The organism is Paraburkholderia phymatum STM815, assembly GCF_000020045.1.
In the GTDB taxonomy this organism is placed as follows: domain Bacteria; phylum Pseudomonadota; class Gammaproteobacteria; order Burkholderiales; family Burkholderiaceae; genus Paraburkholderia; species Paraburkholderia phymatum.
This window is the reverse complement of sequence record NC_010625.1, coordinates 506,114-525,252: the sequence shown is the minus strand read 5'-3', so window position 1 is coordinate 525,252 and position 19,139 is coordinate 506,114. Positions and strand designations below refer to the sequence as shown.

15 protein-coding genes are annotated in these 19,139 nt (G+C 61.7%); 1 reads left to right on the top strand and 14 read right to left on the bottom strand.

The features are described 5' to 3' along the window. Positions 1-5: 5 nt before the first annotated feature. The 13 genes from BPHY_RS29945 to tssB all read right to left on the bottom strand — a co-directional run bounded on the left by BPHY_RS29945 (position 6) and on the right by tssB (position 14,482). Positions 6-1,280 carry a dicarboxylate/amino acid:cation symporter gene (locus BPHY_RS29945; RefSeq protein ID WP_012405213.1) on the bottom strand — a complete coding sequence of 425 codons (1,275 nt, stop codon included), beginning with the start codon at positions 1,278-1,280 and terminating at the stop codon, positions 6-8. Positions 1,281-1,311: 31 nt separating this feature from the next. Then, positions 1,312-2,286, bottom strand: a complete 975-nt coding sequence (locus tag BPHY_RS29940) for a substrate-binding periplasmic protein (protein WP_012405212.1) — start codon at positions 2,284-2,286, stop codon at positions 1,312-1,314. 13 nt (positions 2,287-2,299) lie between these two features. After that, positions 2,300-2,575 (bottom strand): hypothetical protein, encoded by a 276-nt coding sequence (locus tag BPHY_RS29935; RefSeq protein ID WP_041765654.1) that lies wholly within the window; start codon positions 2,573-2,575, stop codon positions 2,300-2,302. A 13-nt stretch (positions 2,576-2,588) separates the two neighbouring features. Further along, positions 2,589-2,975 carry a DUF4280 domain-containing protein gene (locus tag BPHY_RS29930; protein WP_012405210.1) on the bottom strand — a complete coding sequence of 129 codons (387 nt, stop codon included), beginning with the start codon at positions 2,973-2,975 and terminating at the stop codon, positions 2,589-2,591. A 22-nt stretch (positions 2,976-2,997) separates the two neighbouring features. Beyond that, a complete protein-coding gene (locus tag BPHY_RS29925; protein ID WP_012405209.1) occupies positions 2,998-3,720 on the bottom strand; it encodes a toxin-antitoxin system YwqK family antitoxin in 723 nt (240 codons plus the stop codon). Between the two features lie 8 nt (positions 3,721-3,728). Further along, positions 3,729-5,654, bottom strand: a complete 1,926-nt coding sequence (tssI, locus tag BPHY_RS29920; protein WP_012405208.1) for a type VI secretion system tip protein TssI/VgrG — start codon at positions 5,652-5,654, stop codon at positions 3,729-3,731. A 4-nt stretch (positions 5,655-5,658) separates the two neighbouring features. After that, a complete protein-coding gene (tssH, locus tag BPHY_RS29915) occupies positions 5,659-8,388 on the bottom strand; it encodes a type VI secretion system ATPase TssH (protein ID WP_012405207.1) in 2,730 nt (909 codons plus the stop codon). An 11-nt stretch (positions 8,389-8,399) separates the two neighbouring features. Continuing rightward, the gene (tssG, locus tag BPHY_RS29910) at positions 8,400-9,533 is read right to left on the bottom strand and encodes a type VI secretion system baseplate subunit TssG (protein ID WP_012405206.1); all 1,134 of its coding nucleotides are present in this window, start codon (positions 9,531-9,533) and stop codon (positions 8,400-8,402) included. After that, positions 9,488-11,245: a type VI secretion system baseplate subunit TssF gene (gene tssF, locus BPHY_RS29905; RefSeq protein WP_041765651.1), complete on the bottom strand. Its 1,758-nt coding sequence runs from the start codon at positions 11,243-11,245 to the stop codon at positions 9,488-9,490. The genes tssG and tssF overlap by 46 nt, the downstream gene beginning before the upstream one ends. A gap of 1 nt (position 11,246) precedes the next feature. Then, positions 11,247-11,702: a type VI secretion system baseplate subunit TssE gene (gene tssE / locus BPHY_RS29900; protein ID WP_012405204.1), complete on the bottom strand. Its 456-nt coding sequence runs from the start codon at positions 11,700-11,702 to the stop codon at positions 11,247-11,249. Positions 11,703-11,777: 75 nt separating this feature from the next. Further along, positions 11,778-12,266 carry an Hcp family type VI secretion system effector gene (locus tag BPHY_RS29895; protein ID WP_012405203.1) on the bottom strand — a complete coding sequence of 163 codons (489 nt, stop codon included), beginning with the start codon at positions 12,264-12,266 and terminating at the stop codon, positions 11,778-11,780. A gap of 68 nt (positions 12,267-12,334) precedes the next feature. Continuing rightward, positions 12,335-13,843, bottom strand: coding sequence for a type VI secretion system contractile sheath large subunit (tssC, locus tag BPHY_RS29890; RefSeq protein ID WP_012405202.1), 1,509 nt, complete (start codon positions 13,841-13,843; stop codon positions 12,335-12,337). A 66-nt stretch (positions 13,844-13,909) separates the two neighbouring features. Next, positions 13,910-14,482: a type VI secretion system contractile sheath small subunit gene (gene tssB / locus BPHY_RS29885; protein WP_012405201.1), complete on the bottom strand. Its 573-nt coding sequence runs from the start codon at positions 14,480-14,482 to the stop codon at positions 13,910-13,912. A 1,239-nt stretch (positions 14,483-15,721) separates the two neighbouring features. Here tssB and BPHY_RS29875 point away from each other — a divergent pair. Next, entirely contained in the window at positions 15,722-17,509 is a 1,788-nt protein-coding gene (locus tag BPHY_RS29875) for a hypothetical protein (RefSeq protein ID WP_012405199.1), read from the top strand. 50 nt (positions 17,510-17,559) lie between these two features. Here the strand turns inward: BPHY_RS29875 and BPHY_RS29870 are convergent, their stop codons facing one another. Continuing rightward, positions 17,560-19,134, bottom strand: coding sequence for a hybrid sensor histidine kinase/response regulator (locus BPHY_RS29870; protein ID WP_012405198.1), 1,575 nt, complete (start codon positions 19,132-19,134; stop codon positions 17,560-17,562). Positions 19,135-19,139 lie beyond the last annotated feature (5 nt).

Here is a 19,139-nt window from a genome sequence, read left to right as displayed (position 1 = left end):
GGCCCCTAAATCTTTAACGGACGAGGACAGATGACGGAAACGGCGGCCGCATTGCCGATGACGAGAATGAGCGTGCGCAACATGTCGCATATCGGATCGACGGCAAGAAACAGGATGAACGCCGCCTCGAACGGCAGACGCAGGTACGAGCACGTCATGCCGACCAGCGAAACGGTCACGAGCCCCGTCATTCCGGCTGAAGCGAATCCCGCCAGCACCGAGGCGACCAGCACCGTGACGACCTCCACCACGCCGAGCGAATGCCCGTACAGTTGCGCGATAAAGAGCGTTGCGCACACGTAGTAGACCATTGGGCCGACACGCAACAACGAGATCGTCAGAGGCACGAGCAGTTCGACGCGCGATCGCGCGAAGCCCAGGTTGTCGACCAGACTTTCAATCATGCTCGGCATGCACGCTGCACTGTTCCGGGTGGCGAGCGCCAGTGCGAAAGGCGCGCGCAACGCATCGAGTGTCTTGCCGAGACTATGCGTCGAGCGCTTCCAGATGATCACGGCAGCGAGCACAAGCAGCACTGCGGAGGTAATGAAAAACGCCAGCACGAACTGCAGCATCGCATGCAGCGGGCCCACGCCGGACTTGCCCAACTGCGCCGCGCTCATGCAGAACAGAATGACGGGCAGCGCATAGCTCAGCCAGTGCATCAGCTTCTGACACGCGTGATAAATGGTTTCCAGCGACTGGCTGAGGCCCACGGAAATGCGTTCGGGCACCCGCCCCACGGCAAGGCCGAACAGGAGCGCGAAGACCAGCGCCTTCAATGCGTCACCGTTGGCGAGCGCCGCGAAGATGTTCGTCGGCACGAGACTCGTCAGCACATCGGAAAAATTGAGCGTCTTTTGCGGCAGATCCGCGCCATACAGATTCATCACCGTATCGCTCGATGCACTGTCGCTGCCGACCATCAGCCCGAACGTCTGCATCGTGGCCGTCGAGATGTTCGCGCCGGGATGCATGATCAGCAGCACGATTGCGCCGACAACGGCAACCGTCGCCGATGCGCCAAGGAAGACCGTGACTACGCGCATCAGCAGGCGCGAGGTCCCGCCGTCGCGAAAGAGCCGCTGCAGACTGAAGATGACCGCGGAAATCATGAACGGCAACGTCGTCATCTTCAGCAGGTCGACGTAAATATCGCCGAGAAAGCCGAGTTTTTGCGACGCCTCGGGTGCGAACAGGCCGAATGCGCCGCCGAGCGCGAGGCTGCCGATGACCACCCACGGGTTGAGGACTAAAGCGTAGATCCTGCTGGAATTCATTGTTCTGGTCTCTTTTCGCGCGCTAGGTGAATTAGTGATCGGCAGCCTGCAACACAGTGCTCACGTCCAGCTTCGTGCTGCGATCAGCGAGGAACTGGTTGACGAACGAAAGCAGGGCTGGCTCGTTGACGTTCACGCCGATGGCGAGCGTGTCTTCGAGGTCCTGGAGCGTCACGACACGCAACCGCAGCGAGGCCGTGGGATCGACCTTCAGCACGCGCTTCACTTCGAACTCGTCACGATACGCGGCGGTGACATCTCCGGCATTCAACGCCTTGAGGACGTCCTCCCAGGTCGCATAGCTGCGCACCTGGGCGTGCGGGAAGTTGTTGATCACGTAGCCTGCATAGGACGAGTTCGCCACCACGCCGATCGTGCTGTCGTACGAGCGCACCACTTCGGGCACCGACCGGCCATGTGCAAGCTGGGCGAACTTCACACGGTTGAGCAACAGCGCGCGCTTCAGGCGCAGGTAGGGCGTGCTGAAGGCAATCACCGTCGCGCGAGAGAGCGTGCGCGAGAGCTTGCTGACGGCAATGTCAGCCTGCCCCCTCGCGAGCAGACTCACGGTGTCGTCGAATGTGTGCGCATCGCGGTTGAACCGCACCTTGACGTGCAGCTTGGCCGCCATCTCGCGCGCCAGATCGATGTCGAGGCCAGTGAGCTTGCCATCGTGTTCTTCAAAAAACGGCGGCTGATCTACCGAAAGCACCGCGACCACCAGTTCGCCGCGACCGATGATGCGCGCGAACTCGGGCGCGAGCAGCCGCCCGTCCGGCATCTGCACGAGTCCCGTCGGTGTCGTGACGGGGGCGCTGACAGGCGCCGCAGCGGCAGGCACGTTAGCGGGTTGCGGTGTGGCGGCGATTGCAGGCTGAGCACCCGCGCCCGCAATCAGGAACGCAGCGCTCAACAGGCAGCTACCCATCCCGCGCCGCAGGCTGGGCTTCAGGCACCTCGCACGCATGCGGGTCTGGTTCAGAACAGGGGCAAAGAAAGACGACATGAAATTACCGGTTTCAAAGAGTCGAAGAAGCGGGAAGCGCGGCGATATCGGCGGGCGCCGGCGATGAGGATTGCGCATCGGCAGCAGGCGATGCGTTGCCACTCGCGACTGGCACCGTGGCGGCTGAGGCCGCGACGCCCGCACTCGACGTCGCACGCGTGTCGGCGCTGGAATGGCTCATGCGCGTGCCAATCTCCACGCCGAGCAGGAATAGCAGAATGCATAGCAGCACTGCGCATGTTGCGGCGATCGTCACCATTCGCGAAGTCATCGAAAAGACGTATTGCATGATTTCCTCGTACTCAGGCTGTCATCGTCGTGAACTGCGCGGGCGCGACAACCTGGATCACGCCACCCCACGCGCACGTCAGCTTCGAAGAATTTTGCAGCGCCGGCATCGCGCCGATCAGCACGGTCGGCGAGCCGGGCGCCCACGGCGCTGGCGTCACGGGGATGCACGGCATCGGCGTGAGCGCGCCCAGGGCGGCTGCCGTCGCCGCCGCTACCATCGGGTTGGCCATCGAACTGCATTGCCCGAATGGCATGATGTTGACCATCGGCGCACAGTCCATGATGTTTGCCGCCGGCGCACCGCACATCACCCGGTTGGCAGGCAGCACCTGCAATGCCGATGGCGCAACGCCAAAGCTGCATTGCAACGTGGCGCCCGAAGTTACCTGAATTCCCATGTCTGCCTCTTGCCCCTGCCTCTTATCCTCTTACCCACTTTTCCAGATGCTTGACGAGGCGCGGCGCGCGAGCAACGTCAGCCTTCGCCGCGCCGGCGTCGGGTGCGCGCCAGTCGCCCTGCGGCTTGCCCTGCCTGTACAGCCGTTCCTGCATCACCGTGCCGTCCGGCGCAAAACGGCGCACGGTGCCATGCAGCAGATCGGCCTGATACGGCGAACTTTGGACCAGCGCACCATTGGCGGCGTACTCGCGTGTTTCGCCTTCGAGCTTGCCCTTGATGTAGCAGGCCCGCCGCACTACGACGCCTTCGTGCATGAAAACGGCTTCCCGCTCCAGCTTCCCTGCTTCGTACGTCATGCGTGATGTCACATGCCCTGACGGGGCGTAGCTCGCACTCTCGCCGTGCAGCAACCCACTCACATAGTGATTACGGCTCGCGAGGCGTCCGTCTTGATACAAACACATCGAACCGTCGAGCTTGCCCTTGCGGTATTGCGCTTCCTGCACCAGTCTGCCTTCTGCATCGAAGCTGCGCAGGGTGCCTTCGAGCACGCCGTGCACGTAGTTCGCGCGTAACATCGCTGTGCCGTCGGGCGCGTAGCAAACCGTCTCGCCGTGCGGCACGCCGTTGACGAGCGACGCGCGGCTGACGGGACAACCCGCCGCGTCGCACGTTTCGACGACGGTTGTTTCGACCTCTCCCGTGCCGGGCGGCAAACTGGCAGCAAGCATTGGCGTCGACATGGGCGTTCTCAGTTGAGCTGGACGATGCCGCCCTTGAGGGCGAGCTGACCGCCGCCATCGACAGTCTGCGTGGCCGAGGCCTTATGCGAAACTGTCATGCCTTCGCTGCTGAGCGTCGTCCCCGCCTTGCTCGCGTGCGACGTGCCCGCTTCGCTGGACAACGACGTGCCCGCCTTGATGCTGATCGAGCCACTGACTTCGATCACCAGATTGCCGCCTACCTTCAATGTGTAATTGCCGTCGATCTTGTGGGTGTGATTGCCGCTGACGTTGTGCGCAAACGCCGCATGGTTGGTATGCGTTTCATCGCCTGTCACGTCGAGCGTACGTGTGCCTTTGACGGTGTGCGTCTCCTTGCCCTCGCTCACCTCGACGCTGCGATCGCCTTTCAGCACCACGTGCGTTTCCGCGCCCGCCTTGACGGTGGTGGAGAGCGCGTTTTCGATCTCGACGCTCATGTCCTTCTGCGCATGGACATACAGCTCCTCGGAATTGAGCTTGTCCTCCATGCGGATTTCGTTGCCTGCCGTGCCGCCTTTCGACGAACGGGAGCGGATCACGCTTTGCGTTTGCATCGACGGCAAAGTCACCGGCACAGCGTTCGTGCCGTTGTAGACACAACCCGTCACAAGCGGGCGGTCGGGATCGCCGTCGACATAGCTGACCACCACTTCCTCGCCGATGCGCGGCAGAAACAGATGCCCCCACCCCGGCCCCGCCGATGCCTGTGCCACGCGCACCCAGCAGGAGCTGTTCTGGTCGGCATCAGGCGTGCGGTCCCAGTAGAACTTGAGCTTGATGCGCCCTTGCGAGTCGGTCCAGATCTCTTCGTCCGACGGCCCCACCACTTTTGCCGTATGCGTACCCGATACGATGGGCCGTGGCGTAACAAGGGGAGCGCGAAACGGCACGGTGACGGGGATGACGTCGAATTCGTTGCCATACGTCATGTTCGATGCCGCGTGCTGCACGGCGCGCACGACGTAGCTCACATTGAGTGCGCTGTCAGGATGACCGCTCAACGTGAACGTCGTGCCTGCCGCGAGGCCGTAATATGCGCCCTCGCCCCGTCCCGTCTGCTGCGCGACATGATGTGCCTGGAGACGTGTGCCGGCGATCTGGTCGCCGTGCGAAGCCGCGACATATTTGCCGGGGAAGGTGAAACGCGTCCCCGTCGGAATGCTCGAAGCACCCTTCGACGACGAAAGCAACGTGGCCGCCTGCGTGTAGTCGTAGTCGCTGACAATGTGCTCGCCCGCCACCACGCCGCGCGACATTTCAAACGCGCTGAGGCGCTGGATCTGCTGGCCGACGCTCGGATCGGGCGCGAAATAGAGTGTTCCTGCCACCGTGGCTTCGTGCGCCGATGGATCGTCCGCCAGCACCATCGTGTGCGCGCCGTCCGCGAATGTGAAGAAGTAGAAGATGCCCTCTTCTTCCATCAGGCGCGAGATGAACCGGAACGCACTTTCGTCGTACTGGACGCAGTATTCGCGCGCGAGGTAGTTGCTGCTGTGCTTCGTGCGGTCCTCGAAAGTCACGCCGAACGTACCCAGCACCTTCTTGATGATCTCGAGTGCGCTCAGGTTCTGCCAGATGACACGGTCCTGACCCAGCGAGAGCAGCCACAGACGCGGAGCCAGTTCAGCAGAATAGAACCCGTATTGCACGTCCGCGCCCGCGTGCGCGAAGCGTGTGACGATTCCATTGAAATAGCGGGCGACGCCTGTGTGGTCCTTCAGCGTCACCGTTGCGCTCTTGCCGACGATTTGCTGAGGGTCGAGTGCCTTGTTCGTCGAGCGCATGCGCAGATCGAAATGAAACAACTCCGCTATCGCTTCGCGGCCTCCGAATCCGTCGAGCAGCAGCACATCCGTTCCGAACGGTGTCGAGACGGAGGCAAAGCAGTTCGCCTGGCTGGGCGTTGTGGACATGCGCTTACGCCTCCTTGGGCAGGAAGCGGAACGCGATGTCGCCCGCTGCGCTCAGCGCAAGATGCACGCCGCCGAACGGCTCCGATATCGAGATTCTCTCGAGCACCTGGCGCGCCAGTTCCGGAAGCACCGACTGCGTAAGAATGTGGTCGACGTTGCGCGCGCCGCTGTCCACTTCCTTGCAGCGTTGCGCGATCAGCGTGGCGAGACCTTCGTCCCACGTGAGGGGCGCGTGATGGTTACGCGAAAATCGCTGCGCGAGCCGTTCGAGCTTGAGGTTGACGATTGCGTTGATCTGCGCGTCGCCGAGGTGGTAGTACGGCACGAGTACGAGCCGGCCGAGGAATGCGGGGCTGAACTGTTTGAGGAGCGCGGGGCGCAGTTTCTCTATCAGCTCTTCGGGCGGCGGGCGGCGCCCGCCCCGGCATGCGTCGGTGATCACATCCTGCGCGGCATTCGACGTAAGCAGGATCAGCGTGTTCTTGAAGTCGATGGGAACGCCCTCGCCGTCCTCCATCACGCCCTTGTCGAACACCTGGAAGAATAGCTCGAGCACGTCGGGATGCGCCTTCTCCATTTCGTCGAGCAGCAGCACGCTGTAGGGGCGGCGTCGCACCGCCTCGGTCAGCACGCCGCCGCGGCCGTATCCGACATAGCCCGGCGGCGCGCCCTTGAGTCCCGAAACGCTATGCGCCTCCTGGAACTCGGACATATTGACGGTGATCATGTTGCGTTCGCCGCCGTACAGCATGTCGGCAAGCGCAAACGCCGTTTCCGTCTTGCCGACGCCGCTGGGTCCGACGAGCAGGAAGACGCCAACGGGCTTGCCTGGATCGTCGAGATCCGCACGGAAGGTGCGCACCCGGCGCGCAATGGCGTCAAGCGCCTCGTCCTGGCCGACGACGCGTTCCGCAAGCTTGTCCTGCAGATACAGCACGGTGTGGAGCTCATCTGCGAGCATCCGGCCAACAGGAATGCCCGTCCAGCCGGATATCACCTTCGCGACCGTTTCCGAATCGACACACACGGGGACCATCGGCTCGTCGTTTTGCACGGCCTCGAGCCCTTTCTCCAGTCGCGAGAGATTCGCCGTCAGCGACTCGCCATCTTCGGCTTCCAGCACATCGTTCTGATTCGTCAGATAGCCTCGAATTTTCTTGCGCCATGCGAGGATCTCTTCCACCGCCCGCTTTTCGGTTGTGAGCTTTTCGGTGAGACGCACGTGCTGCGCGCGCTCGTCTTCCAGTTGCTTCACCAGCCCAGCCATCACGTCGGCGCGCTCAGCGCCCGTTGCGGCTTCGTGACGCGCGATACGAAGCTGGTTTTCGGCCGTCTCGATCGAACGGCCCAGTGCCTCGATGTCCTCGGGCAAGCCGTTCTGACCAATCGCGACACGCGCGCAGGCCGTATCAAGCACGCTGATCGCCTTGTCCGGCAACTGGCGCCCGGAGATGTATCGGTGCGAGAGCTTCACGGCATCTCGCACCGCTTCGTCGAGAATCTCGACGCCGTGATGTTCTTCCAGTTTCTGAACCATGCCGCGCAGCATCTCGATCGCGACAGCCTCACTCGGCTCCTCGACCTTGACGACCTGGAAGCGGCGCGCAAGCGCCGGATCGCGCTCAACGTATTTCTTGTATTCGGCCCACGTCGTGGCGGCAATGGTACGCAGTTCGCCACGCGCCAATGCCGGCTTGAGAAGGTTCGCGGCGTCGCCTTGGCCTTCGCTACCGCCCGCGCCAATCAGTTGGTGCGCTTCGTCAATGAAAAGAATCACAGGCGCGGGCGACGCTTTGACCTCGGCGATCACCGATTTGAGCCGGTTCTCGAACTCACCCTTCACCCCGGCTCCCGCTTGCAACAGCGCAAGATCGAGCGAACGAACGGAAACGTTGGCCAGCGCGGGCGGCACGTCGCCCTGAACGATGCGCTGTGCGAAACCTTCGACGACGGCTGTCTTCCCGACTCCCGCCTCGCCCGTCAGGATCGGGTTGTTCTGACGGCGACGCAGCAGCACATCGATCAGCTGCCGGATCTCCGCATCGCGTCCACGGATCGGGTCAATTTTGCCCTCGCGGGCGAACCCCGTCAGATCGACCGTGTATTGATCGAGTGCGGTTTGACGACCCTGGCTCGCGGTAGCGCCAGAAGGCATGGTCGGCATACCGCCGTCCAACTGCGGTGCAGCAGCGGAGCTCGCGGGGCCCGGTTGCCCCGCTCCCGGCGCGGCCGACGCACGCGCCTGCGCACCGCCCGCATCTTCCGCCGAGCCCGCGACGATCATGCCGATCTGCTCGCGCAGGCTCGCGCGCGGAATCTTGAGCAAGGCGGGCGCGGATTCAAGCAGCATGCCGCGCAGACTGCCCACTTCGAGTAGCGCCAGGATGAGCGTGCCCGAGCGGACCTGTTGCTCGCCGAGGAGCATCGAACTCAGCAGCCACGCCTCCTGGAAGAGCGGAGAAAAATTCGGCGACAGCGCGGGCGTGCGGCCATTGCCCCGCTTGAAAAGATCGACGGCCTTCTGGAGTTGTGCGGTGAGCGTTTCGGGTTTGATGTCGAAGTGCGCAAGAATGGCGCGCAGGTCAGGCGCATCGGATTCGAGCAGCGTCAACAGAAGATGCTCGACGTCGACGTTGTAGTGCGTCTGACGCACACACAGTTGCGCCGCCTGCTCCATCGCAAGCTTGCATTCCGGATTGAGCCGGCTCAACAGGGTGCGGATATCGATGTCCATGCGCGGCTTCCTTAAAGATTCGTCGGCGTGGAAGCGGTCGCTTCGCGCATGGCGAGGCGCACCGGCTCCGGCGTGTGGGTGTCGTGACGCGCGCCGCCCAGCCAGGATGTCCAGCCAAGCCGGGCCGCACGCGCACCGCCTGCTGCGCAGGCGACCGGTTGCGGCGCGAGATGTAGCACGAACTGAACGTCGAAGTCCTGCTGCAGATAAGAGCGGATCAACCAGGCCGCCATTGCGTGATCGCGGCCGCCCGGCAGCAGCGCTTCGAACTGTTCTTTCGTCAGTCCGGGAAACTCGATGCAGATGCCGCTTGCCTCGTCCCAGGTGCGTCGTCCGAGCACGGCCGCGCCGCCCAGACGCGGCGCGCGCGAACGGGCGCCGGCAAGGCGCAGCGAATCGGCTGCGTCGATCTCGCGCCAGCCGCCGACGAACTGCGCACCCTGCACCTCGAGACCGAGGCGATCGGAGAGCATCGCGAGCAGGCCGGTCATCGATCGGGGCGCAGCGCCGAGCAGGCCCGCATGCCGCATCCACAGACGCGCGCCCTGCGGCCCGCGCACGGCGGCATTCACGCCTGCCCGCAAGCCGAGATTGCTCAGTGCATCCAGCGCCGCAGCGAGCGCAGAGCCGTGCGGCGAGCGCCAGTTCAAGCCCGGCGCATGCTTCTTGCGGCTGCGATAGAGGAACGACAGGAATCGGTGATTGAAGATGTCGAGCAGGTCTGCCGTCGCCGTGTCCCGTTGCGCCCGGCGCGCAAGCACCAGCTCGGTATAGGCCATCGGTAGCGGGCCGTTCGCGCCTGCCAGCGTGAGCACGGGCGTCGTGACCGTATAGCTCGCATACGGCCCGCGCCGCTCACGCGACGCGTGTTCATCTTCGTGTGCGGGGCGGGCGTGCGCCTCGTCTGGCGGCACGGCATGTTCGCGCACACTGCGGATATCGCTCGCCTCGAATGCGAGCGAGACGTGACCGGCAAAACGCACGGCTTCGCCGAGCCCATTGCCCCGTCCGAGCGGACGCGCCCAAGGCGCGGCCCGCTCCAGGAGGCTGATCGCCTGGAACAGATCGAAGCTCTGCGGATTCGCCTTGAGACGGGCGATCAGAGCAACTGCTGGCAGCCCGTCATCGGCTCCCATTGCTTCCATGTCTCGTCTCCACGGCGCACCACCAGCCGTACAAATGAATTGACCGACGTGTACATCGCAAAGAAACGCGCGAGCACGGCGCCCAGCAGCAAAGGCGAACCGCCGACGAAGGTCTCCGGGTCGAACTCGACCGCGACTTCGGTGCCGCGGCAATAGCCGCGCCACGCGTCGCTGCCGACGTGCGCGGTGACGCTGCGCGCTTCTACACTGCGGATGCCGCGAATCTGGTCCTGCTCGCGCGTGCTCTCGGACGCGAAAAGCCGCAGCATCTCCTGCAATTGCGCGCGTCCCGTCGCGCCGCTCACCAGCGAGTGATAGTTGAGCGTGAGCAGCGAAATCAGCCGCCACAAGGTCTCGCTACCGAGCGAAGGACTGCGCTGCGCTGTCGGTTCGTAAAGGCAGCGAACACGGGTGTTCTGCGACACCTTTTCGAGCAGCATGCGCGCGCCCACGGGCACCTGTTCCGCAAGCCGGCGGTTCGTGCACAGCACGTTCGCGTAAATGACGGGCGTGCCGGGATCGCTTTGCGTGTTGGCGGCATTGACGAAACTCAGGAACGTGTCCGTTCCATGGACGTTTTCGCGCAGGCTGTGTTCGCGTCGCGCCGACCAGAAAACGGTGTTGCCGTCCGTGTGAACATGATCGATCGCGGAAAAGCACGGCACGTGCTCAACGCGATCGGTCGACGGGTCCGACGCGACGACGGATGCAACCGAATGGATTTCCGTCATCGACTCGCGGCGATGATCGGCGACGAGCCGGTATTCATAGTGCCGATGGTCGATGACGATCGGCTCGCTCGTCTGCGAGAACAGATTGACAATGGGCGTGCAGCCAAGCTGAAAATGTTCAGCGCGCAGCATGCCGAGGCCGCGCGGCGAACGGTCAAGATGAAACACGACTTCGCAGCGGCGCCCCGATCCTAGCCGGCCTTCCAGGTGATGAAGATCGAAGAAATGGAACTTGCGCGGGAAGGCGAAGTATTCCTGCATCAGCGAATAGGCCGGCTGTGCATTGGGTGGGCGCGGCAGCACATCGTCGGCTTGCGCATACCCGACTTCGCGCCACGCACGCGCTGGCAGCAGCGACGCCGACGGACGGCCTTCGGGCCGCACCGACACGTCCGCAACACCCGACACCAGCAATTCATAGAGCGGCATCGTGACCATCCAGTCGCCGTGGAGGTGAATGCGTAGTTGCTTCAGTTCCAGCTCGGAAAAGTCGACGCCCGGCGCGCACTCAAGCGTGAGCCGCAGCGTCGCATCGTCACCGAATGCGGCATGACTGATCTTCAGCGGCCACAGCACCGCGTCCCATGCACTGCGGAAGCGGCACGTATCGCCTGTTTCCGTGCGCGCCTGCAGTCCGGTGTGACGCGGCACCAGAAAACCCGCCGTCACTTTGCCCTGAGTCGGATCGAGATCGAACTGCGCGACGGTCATCGATGGCACGGGTTGTACGAGCGAGGGACACACGTTGTCGAGCAGCGCTGACGCGACCTGCGGGAATTCCTGATCGAGATCGCGGTGCACGCGAGCAGCGAGAAACGCCGTCGCTTCGATCAGCCGCTCCGTGTGCGGGTCGAGCGATTCCGTGCCGTGCAACGCGAGCCGCGATGCAATCTTCGGATAGCGGCGTGCGAAGTCCGCGCCTTGCAGACGCAGGTACGACAGTTCGCGTTTGTAGTATTGCAGGATGTCGTCGGGCGCCATGTCAGCCTTCATCCGCGCCGCGCGTACTGGCGACAACATGACCGTCCGTGGCCATGTCGAACGCCACGTGCGCAACGTCCGCGCCCGAGCGTATATCCGCGCCGATGGTCAGCACGGCGTGCGCCGAGTACTCCGAAGGAAATACAAAGCCCACGACGATATTGACAAGGCGCGGCTCGAATAGCGTGATCGCGCGTTTGACGACACTGGCAATCGCGTCCCGGTCCGGGCCGGAATGCAGGGATCTTTCGGAGAAGTCCGGCACGCCATACTCCAGTACCGTGCCTTCGCTTTCTAAAAACGCTTCGATTGTCAGGCGCGACCGCGTGTTGAGCAGTCTGCTGAGCTCGCGCGCAACCGACTCCCGCAGCGCATGGGCGCCAGAGAGCTGTGCGTCGCCGCTCGCGGCGAGGCGGTCAAATAATGGCATCGATGAACTGCTGACGATTGCCGGCATTGCGCGAGTACTCCGGATAACACTACAGGTAAAGCTTTGACGGCGTGTTTGGAAGTAACGCCGGCCGTCAGCCTATCAGCCCGCCGGCGGCGCCGACACGTTCTTCGACAGATCCCAGCCGAAAGAAGCCGTACCCTTTTTGGTCGAGTCGACGTTCTGCTGCGTGTAGACGGTCGTAATCTTCGAGAAGTTGATGGAGAAGCTGTCGACCGATTCACCGCTGCCGCTGGTTGCGATCGTCGAGATCATCGCGTCGCTCAACGTGTACTGCAGCAGAGACATGAACTTGCCGTTTTCGTTGCGACCGATCGAAATCGTCGCATCGCCGAGCTTGGTGCCCGCCGCACATGCTGAATAGAGTGCCGGCGTGGCCTGATCGGTCGCCTTGGTGAGACCGAACTCCTGGAAGCTCGGGCGGCCCATCGTGCGCTCCGTGTTGCCCACGTCACGGTTCATCGTCATTGCGACGCCAATCGAATACGAGTACAGGACGATTTGATCTGCCGCGCCGTCGAGCGTCGAATTGCCCTTGATGTCCTTGATCTTAAGAAGAACGGTATCCATGAATATCTCTTGTCAATGGTTGATGTATTCGGTTGTACGCGCGGCTTGAGGCCGCGCGAGACGGAACATCAGGCTGCCGCTGCCGGCAGTTCCGCGACGAGACGAATCGACGCGGTCAACTCTTCCATCTGGAAATGCGGTTTCAGGAAGCAGGTCGCGCGGTATGCGCCCGGCTTGCCCGGCACTTCCGTCACGTCCACACGTGCTTCGCCCAGCGGGAAACGCGCCTTCTGAGCGTGCGACGCCGAGGGATTGATCAGTACGTAATCGGCAACCCAGTTGTTCAGATAAGATTCGATATCGCTGCGCGACTGGAAACTTCCGACCTTGTCGCGCATGATCACTTTCATGTAGTGCGCGAAGCGCGACGCGGCGAGCACGTACGGCAGGCGAGCCGAAAGCTGCGCGTTGGCATTGGCGGCATCCTTGTTGTAGACCTTGGGACGGTTGGTCGTCTGACCGCCGAAGAAGGTCGCGAAGTTCGAGCCTTTCGAATTCACCAGTGCGATGAAACCGAGGTCGTTCAGTTCCTTCTCGCGACGATCCGTGATCGTTACTTCAGTCGGGCATTTGAGAACGATGTCGCCTTCGCCGGTCTTGTACGTGTGCGCCACCATGTTGTCGACCTTGCCACCGCCTTCCACGCCGCGGATCGCCGTCGCCCAGCTGTACTTCGCGAACGCATCGGTGATGCGCAGGCCGAGCTGGTAAGCCGAGTTTGCCCAAAGATACTTGCCGTGATCCGTACCGTCTACATCTTCTTCGAAATTGAAGTTCTCGACGGGCTTCGTCTTCGCTCCGTACGGCAGGCGCGCGGCATACGAAGGCAGCACCAGAGAAACATAACGCGAGTCTTCCGAATCGCGGAAGCTGCGCCATGCGGCGAGTTCGGCGCTTTCGAAGGTCTTCGACAGATCGCGGGTGACGCCGAGGTCCGTAAATGATTTCAGATCGAACAGTCCAGGCGCTGCTGAAGCAATAAACGGAGCGTGCGCGGCAGCAGCCACTTTGGAGATACGCTCGAGCAGCGCGATATCCTGCGGATGACGGCCAAACGAATAGTCGCCGATCAGCAGCGAATACGGTGCACCACCGAATGTGCCGTATTCCTCTTCATAGATTTTCTTGAAGAGCGTGCTCATGTCGTGGTCGACGGCCGTTTCAAGGTCCTTGAGCAGTTCCTTCTTCGTCACATTCAGCAGGCGAAGCTTCAATTGCGGTCCGGTTTCGGTGCCGTAGACCATATCATGCAAGCCTGTCCATGAGGCTTCGAGCGCCTGGAACGCTTCATCGTGCATGATTGCGTTTAGCTGGTCCGACAGCAATTTGTCGATTTCAGCGACACGTTCGTTGATCATTGCGACCACGCTCTTGTCCGGGCTGGTGCGCATGCCTTCGTCGAGAATCTGCGAAGCGAGCTGACCGATCAGCTTTTTCGCGTAGCCGCTTTGCGACGGCTCGACCGCCATGTTGCCTTCATGAACGATGCGCTCGAGCAGGCTCAGTTCCGCACCCGCTGAAGCGTCGAGTGTCTGCGTTTCGCGTGCGGCGCCGCCGGCCGCAGTGTTGCTTGCCATCTGAATCACCTCTGAAAGTTCGTTGCGCCCACAGCAATGGGCAATCAGGATCTCGTCCGTTATTTATCAGGCGGCAGGTGCGTCGTCCGGGGCAGCAGCCGGCTCTGCGACTGCGTCGGATGCCGCCGATGCAGCCACGGGAGCATCGCTGGCATGCGCCTGACTTTGAACTTTCTTCAGTTCCTCGCTGTTCTGGACGATACGCTCGAGCATCGAATCGAGTTCGTCGTTACCGTCGAGCTTGGCGAGCAGATCGCGCAGCTGCTGACGCGCTTCGAGCAGCCTGGCGAGGCGCGGCACCTGGTTGACGATGCTTTCGGGATGGAAATCCTGGAACTTCTCGAACTTCAGTTCGACCTTGATGTTGCCCTCGCCCTTGAGCGTGTCCGGCACGGAGAGGTCGAGACGCGGGGCGATCTTGCCCATGATCTCATCGAAGTTGTCACGGTCGATCTCGACCAGACGACGTTCCTTGAGCTTGGGGAGCGGCGTTGCAGGCTGTCCCGAGAGGTCCGCCAGCAAACCGACCACTAGCGGAAGCTCGCGCTTCTCAACCGCGTCGCCGACTTCTACGTCGTAGGTGATCTGGACACGCGGCGGACGATTGCGTCCCACCCACTTCTGCAAACTATTCGACATAAACCTCTCCGGAAAAGCACGAGTTTGTTTAAGAAACAACTCGCCCGCATAGCCCGCGAGCGATGGGCGCGATGCAAATATTCGAGAAGAGCGCGGGACCGCGTTCGCAGCATGCGTGCGAGCAGACCCCGCTGACGGGATGTCGTCAACGTGGGCGCCTTTCTTTAGTATTCTTTGAATCAGGCTACCCACTACGACGGGCCAGGCAAGCCTTGCTTGGATGGAAGGCTGCCGTTTCGAGCGCCGGTAGCATGTTTTCATGGCGCTCGCCCCCGCGGTCGCTTCCATGCCACAGCACTACCTTGGTCAGGAGTAGTTGGCAGTTATGGAAGAAACCGGAACTTTCTTTTAAGGCCTCGTTGAATTCAAGCACGATCGGTACTTGGTCACAGGCCTTTTAATCAGGCAGGATTAGAACACAGCTTTTTTTCAGCTACAAGGCGAGTGTTGGCGTGCGGGCGAGAGAATTTTCGCTATGGGATTTAGCGCGACTCTCGCACCGCACGTTCCTCGTCTCGCACCGAAAAAGGACGGACGTACGATTAAACGTTAGCCTTCGCTAACGAAGGTATGGCCGTCCACGCCCGAAGTAGCAAGCAAGGAAGCTCGCCCACTGCACGACGCTGGCACGCAGCGCACCTGCAGAAAACATGCAGATGCGAATTTGCTTTTTTACTTGAATGGAAATTAGCTCGGCAATGCAGCCCTCTAATTGGAATATTGTGAGGAGTTCATCAACATCGAAAACTATTCGATGAACATCAATAAGACGCTCACTCTGCATTGACCATCTCCCAACCGGGTTCACATGGATGCGACCGCAACACGAGAGTCGCAGTCGAAGACTGCCACCGTCGGCCTGGGGAAAACGACGATGCGCAAGTGATTGCTGTTGCGCCTCGTCCCGTGTATTGTTCGCGGCGCCAGCGACAACATCGCCGCAAGGACGGTAAAGAGGTGCAAAAGAACACGCTCGTCGAACGGGATATCGCGCATCTCAGCCAGGTACTGAGGGCGTTTGTATTTCGCCAATCCGACGCCGTAACGACCTATTGGCGCGCCAGGCTCAATGTCCTTTACGAATCACGACATCTCTCCGACTATCAACGTCACTGGGTGCGAGAGCTCATGCGCGAACTTCACGACCGTGATCCGCGGAAATCGCTGGACGGTTAGCTATACTGCTGCCCACGGACTGGATAGATCAATAGACAACAATAGCGATACGGGGAGTCGGAGATGGGCGCAAATGGGCCGTTGATTGTCGTCAATGCCAGCGAGTGGATCCGCCGAACGGCGCTGACGTTCCGTTCACGCAGCGCGAGCACAAGCCGCGTTGATGCCGCATACGCGGCCTGGTGCACTGCTCGTTTCGATCCGCTCAAAGCCGCTACCCTGCGCGATGCACTCGACGACTATCTGGCCGAGAAAGGCGGCGACTGGTCCAAAGTATCGCGTAACACCGAGAGCGGCGGACTGATGCAGTACATCTACGAGGAGGCAAAAGCGATTGCCCCCGTCCGTGCGTCGGCCGCCGCTGCCCGCAACAGAATCCGGTCCTTCGATATCCCACACTCGCGCTACGGCGTGCTTTATCTGTTGGGCAATATCGAAATCGACATGAACTGCTTCAATATCGCCATGGAGGGTGTGGCGGCCGTGGGCGGCGCGGTGGGCTCCCGTTTCGCTGCCAATATGGACCACCTGAACAGCGTCAGTCAGGCGAGCCGGCATGTCGATCTTGGTGGACACCGGGTTTCCGCACAGGCAATCGTCAGCACATCCTCGACGGCCGTCAAGGTGTTGCCCAAAGCTGGCAAAAAGATCGACGAGACATTCGGCATCAGTCAGCCGCTCGGCAGAGAACGGCGATGGTCGCCGACGGGCACAGTCAGACCGGTTATGGATAACGCCGATAGTGGCCCTCTCAAATCAAAGGTGACCTGGAACTACCCGGTTAGCAAAGCTGGGTTCGAGATGATCAAGGACGATCCAGCACTGTTCCTCAATCCGTGGATGATACCCGCCACTGCGGCGGGCGCGGCCATCGTCACGATCACTGAGACGCTCAACAATTTGCGGCGCGAGATAGAGAGCGCCGTCAGCTGGGCATTTGAAAAGATCAAGAACGGGTTACTTGGCGCGTCGGCCTCCACGTTCACGCTGTCCGGTGGCATCGTCCGTTCCTTGATCAAGATCGTGGTGACCCAGTGTCTGGCCAGCGCAGCTCCGTTCGTCGGGGCTGCCATGGATCTCGGTGCGGGCATCGTCAAGACATTGCGGGCCGCAGCGGAAAAAGTGGGCGCCTGGCTTGAGAGGCGACGCATCCAGCTGAACGCAGGACACCCCGAGCTGATCGCGGCAGCGCTCGAAGGCGAAATGCAAAAAGGGATGTTCCAGGGCCTTTGGTCGACCCTTAAGGGTGCGGTGTCGATGGCGCTCAGTTCTTTCCTGCCAGGCGCAGGTAGTCTCGTATCGGCCATTGTGACAGGCGTCGAGTGGCTGGTGAAGTTCGCCTTCCGGCTGTGGGAGCAAAGCAAGATCCACGCGTTCCTGGTCAAGGCCCGGCAGTTCTATCTCGAGGAACGGGAACTGGCCACACGTGACCCCGGCCCGCGCGGCCTGGAGTTTCAGCCGAACATGGACCCGGATAGAGGCGGCATCATTCACGACGTGGACCGATTCTCGGCCTTCTTTCAGGAGGGCTGCGATGCCAGCCCGCTTATCCCCATGCTCACGCTCAATACAGGTATATGTGGCAGCCTGATGACGATGGTGAACCTGTTTAGAGACGAAAACGAAGACGGCAGAGACGTAGTCGACCGGGCAACGTACAACAGCGGAGTAGCTTATTTTTCCAGGCTGAAGGCCTATGGCTCACAGTATCTGCAGAGTTCGGGCTTCAAATTTCGCGCGAGTCCGACGCAGACACGCGGCAGTATCCAGGGCCTGCTCGATCACGCCGTCCACCATCACAGGCAGGACACGATAGCTGGCAATGCCGTCGCTTTCCTCGCCGCGAACTGAACCCGGCGCTCGGGCCGGCAGCGGCCCGGCAAGGACGATCGATATTGTCGTTATCGCAGCTGTGTGGCGCGGCTCTGTCTTACGTCATCAAACAACAGTGCGAGCGTGTCGGGTTCGACGGGCTTGACCAGATGATGGTCAAAGCCTGCAGCGCGGGCGCGTGCAATATCCTCGGGTTGCCCGTAACCGGTGATCGCAATCAGGGTGGCGTGAGACATCGTCACCATCTGCCTTAGGCGCTGAGCGACTTCGTAGCCGTCCATCCCTGGCAGCCCGATGTCCAGCAGCACGGCATCAGGCTGCGCATCCGCGCAGGCATCAAGTGCATGGAGCCCATCGTGCGCGATGCGCACGCGATGGCCATTCAATTCCAGTAACAACGCAAGCGAACTCGCTGCATCGACGTTGTCGTCAACCACAAGCACGTCGAGAATCTGCGTGTTCCCATGTTCGACATCGTCCGCACGGTCGCTGCCCTGCACCGGCGCGTCGACCGTCGGCAGCGTGACCACGATACGGGTCCCAAGCCCAAGTCCGGCGCTTTCGGCGCGCACGGTCCCGCCGTGCATGCCGATCAGCGACCGGACAACCGATAAACCAATGCCCAAGCCGCCTTGCGCACGATCCAAAGCTCGATTTGATTGTGAGAAGAGTTCGAAAATCTCGGGAAGCTCCTCCGGCGCGATGCCAGTTCCGTTATCTGAGACAGCAACAGTAACCAGCCCTTCTTCTGCTGTCACGTCGATCTCGATACGGCCTCCATCGAGTGTGTATTTCACGGCGTTGTCGAGAAGGTTGCCGAACACTTGTGCGAGGCGCGTTGCATCGGCGTCCAGATATATGCTGTCATCCGGGGCTCGCACGACAAGCGTGTGCCCGTGCGCGTCTAGCGCCAGCTTCGCCACGTCGATCGCTGCAGCGAGCACGCCACCGAGCTCGATGATGTTGCGCTTCAATGTGATCTTCCCGGTGGTAATGCGCGATACGTCGAGTAGATCTTCAAGAAGACTAGCCAAATGTCGGCTCTGACGCTCGATGATTTCGCGCGCCCACTGCACGCGTGCCGGCAGCACGGCATCCGTTGTCCGGATCGCCTCCGCCGCATTGCGTATCGGCGCGAGCGGATTGCGCAACTCATGGGCGAGCATCGCAAGGAACTCGTCCTTCTGACGTGCCGCGTTCACCAGCCGCAGGTTCGCTGCGGCCCGCTCTGCGATCATCGCCCGTGCCTGATATTGCCTGCGCCTTGCCCGCCGGGCGCTGCGCGCCGCACTCACGAGTGCCTCACCGCTGACGGGCCGCTCGATCAGCATGACATTTCCTAGCACCTCGAGACGCCGGCCCTCGGCCGTCGGAACGCCCTTCTTTCCGTTGCCAACCAGCAGCACAAACGGAAAGTCAGACCAGGGCGGCTGCGTGCTCAACCATCCGTCGAGAGATCGCAAGGCAAGTGCATCCAGCGCTTCATCAGCGATCAGCGCGCAAGCCGCCCCTTCGGGCAGCGTGGCGACCAGTTGGCCGACGTTAGTGCAGACCACGCATTCCATGCGTTCGCGGGACAGCACCTGTGCGACAACCTCCGCGTCCCGTCCGCGCGGCGCGACGATCAGGATCCGTTCTTCCAAGGTAC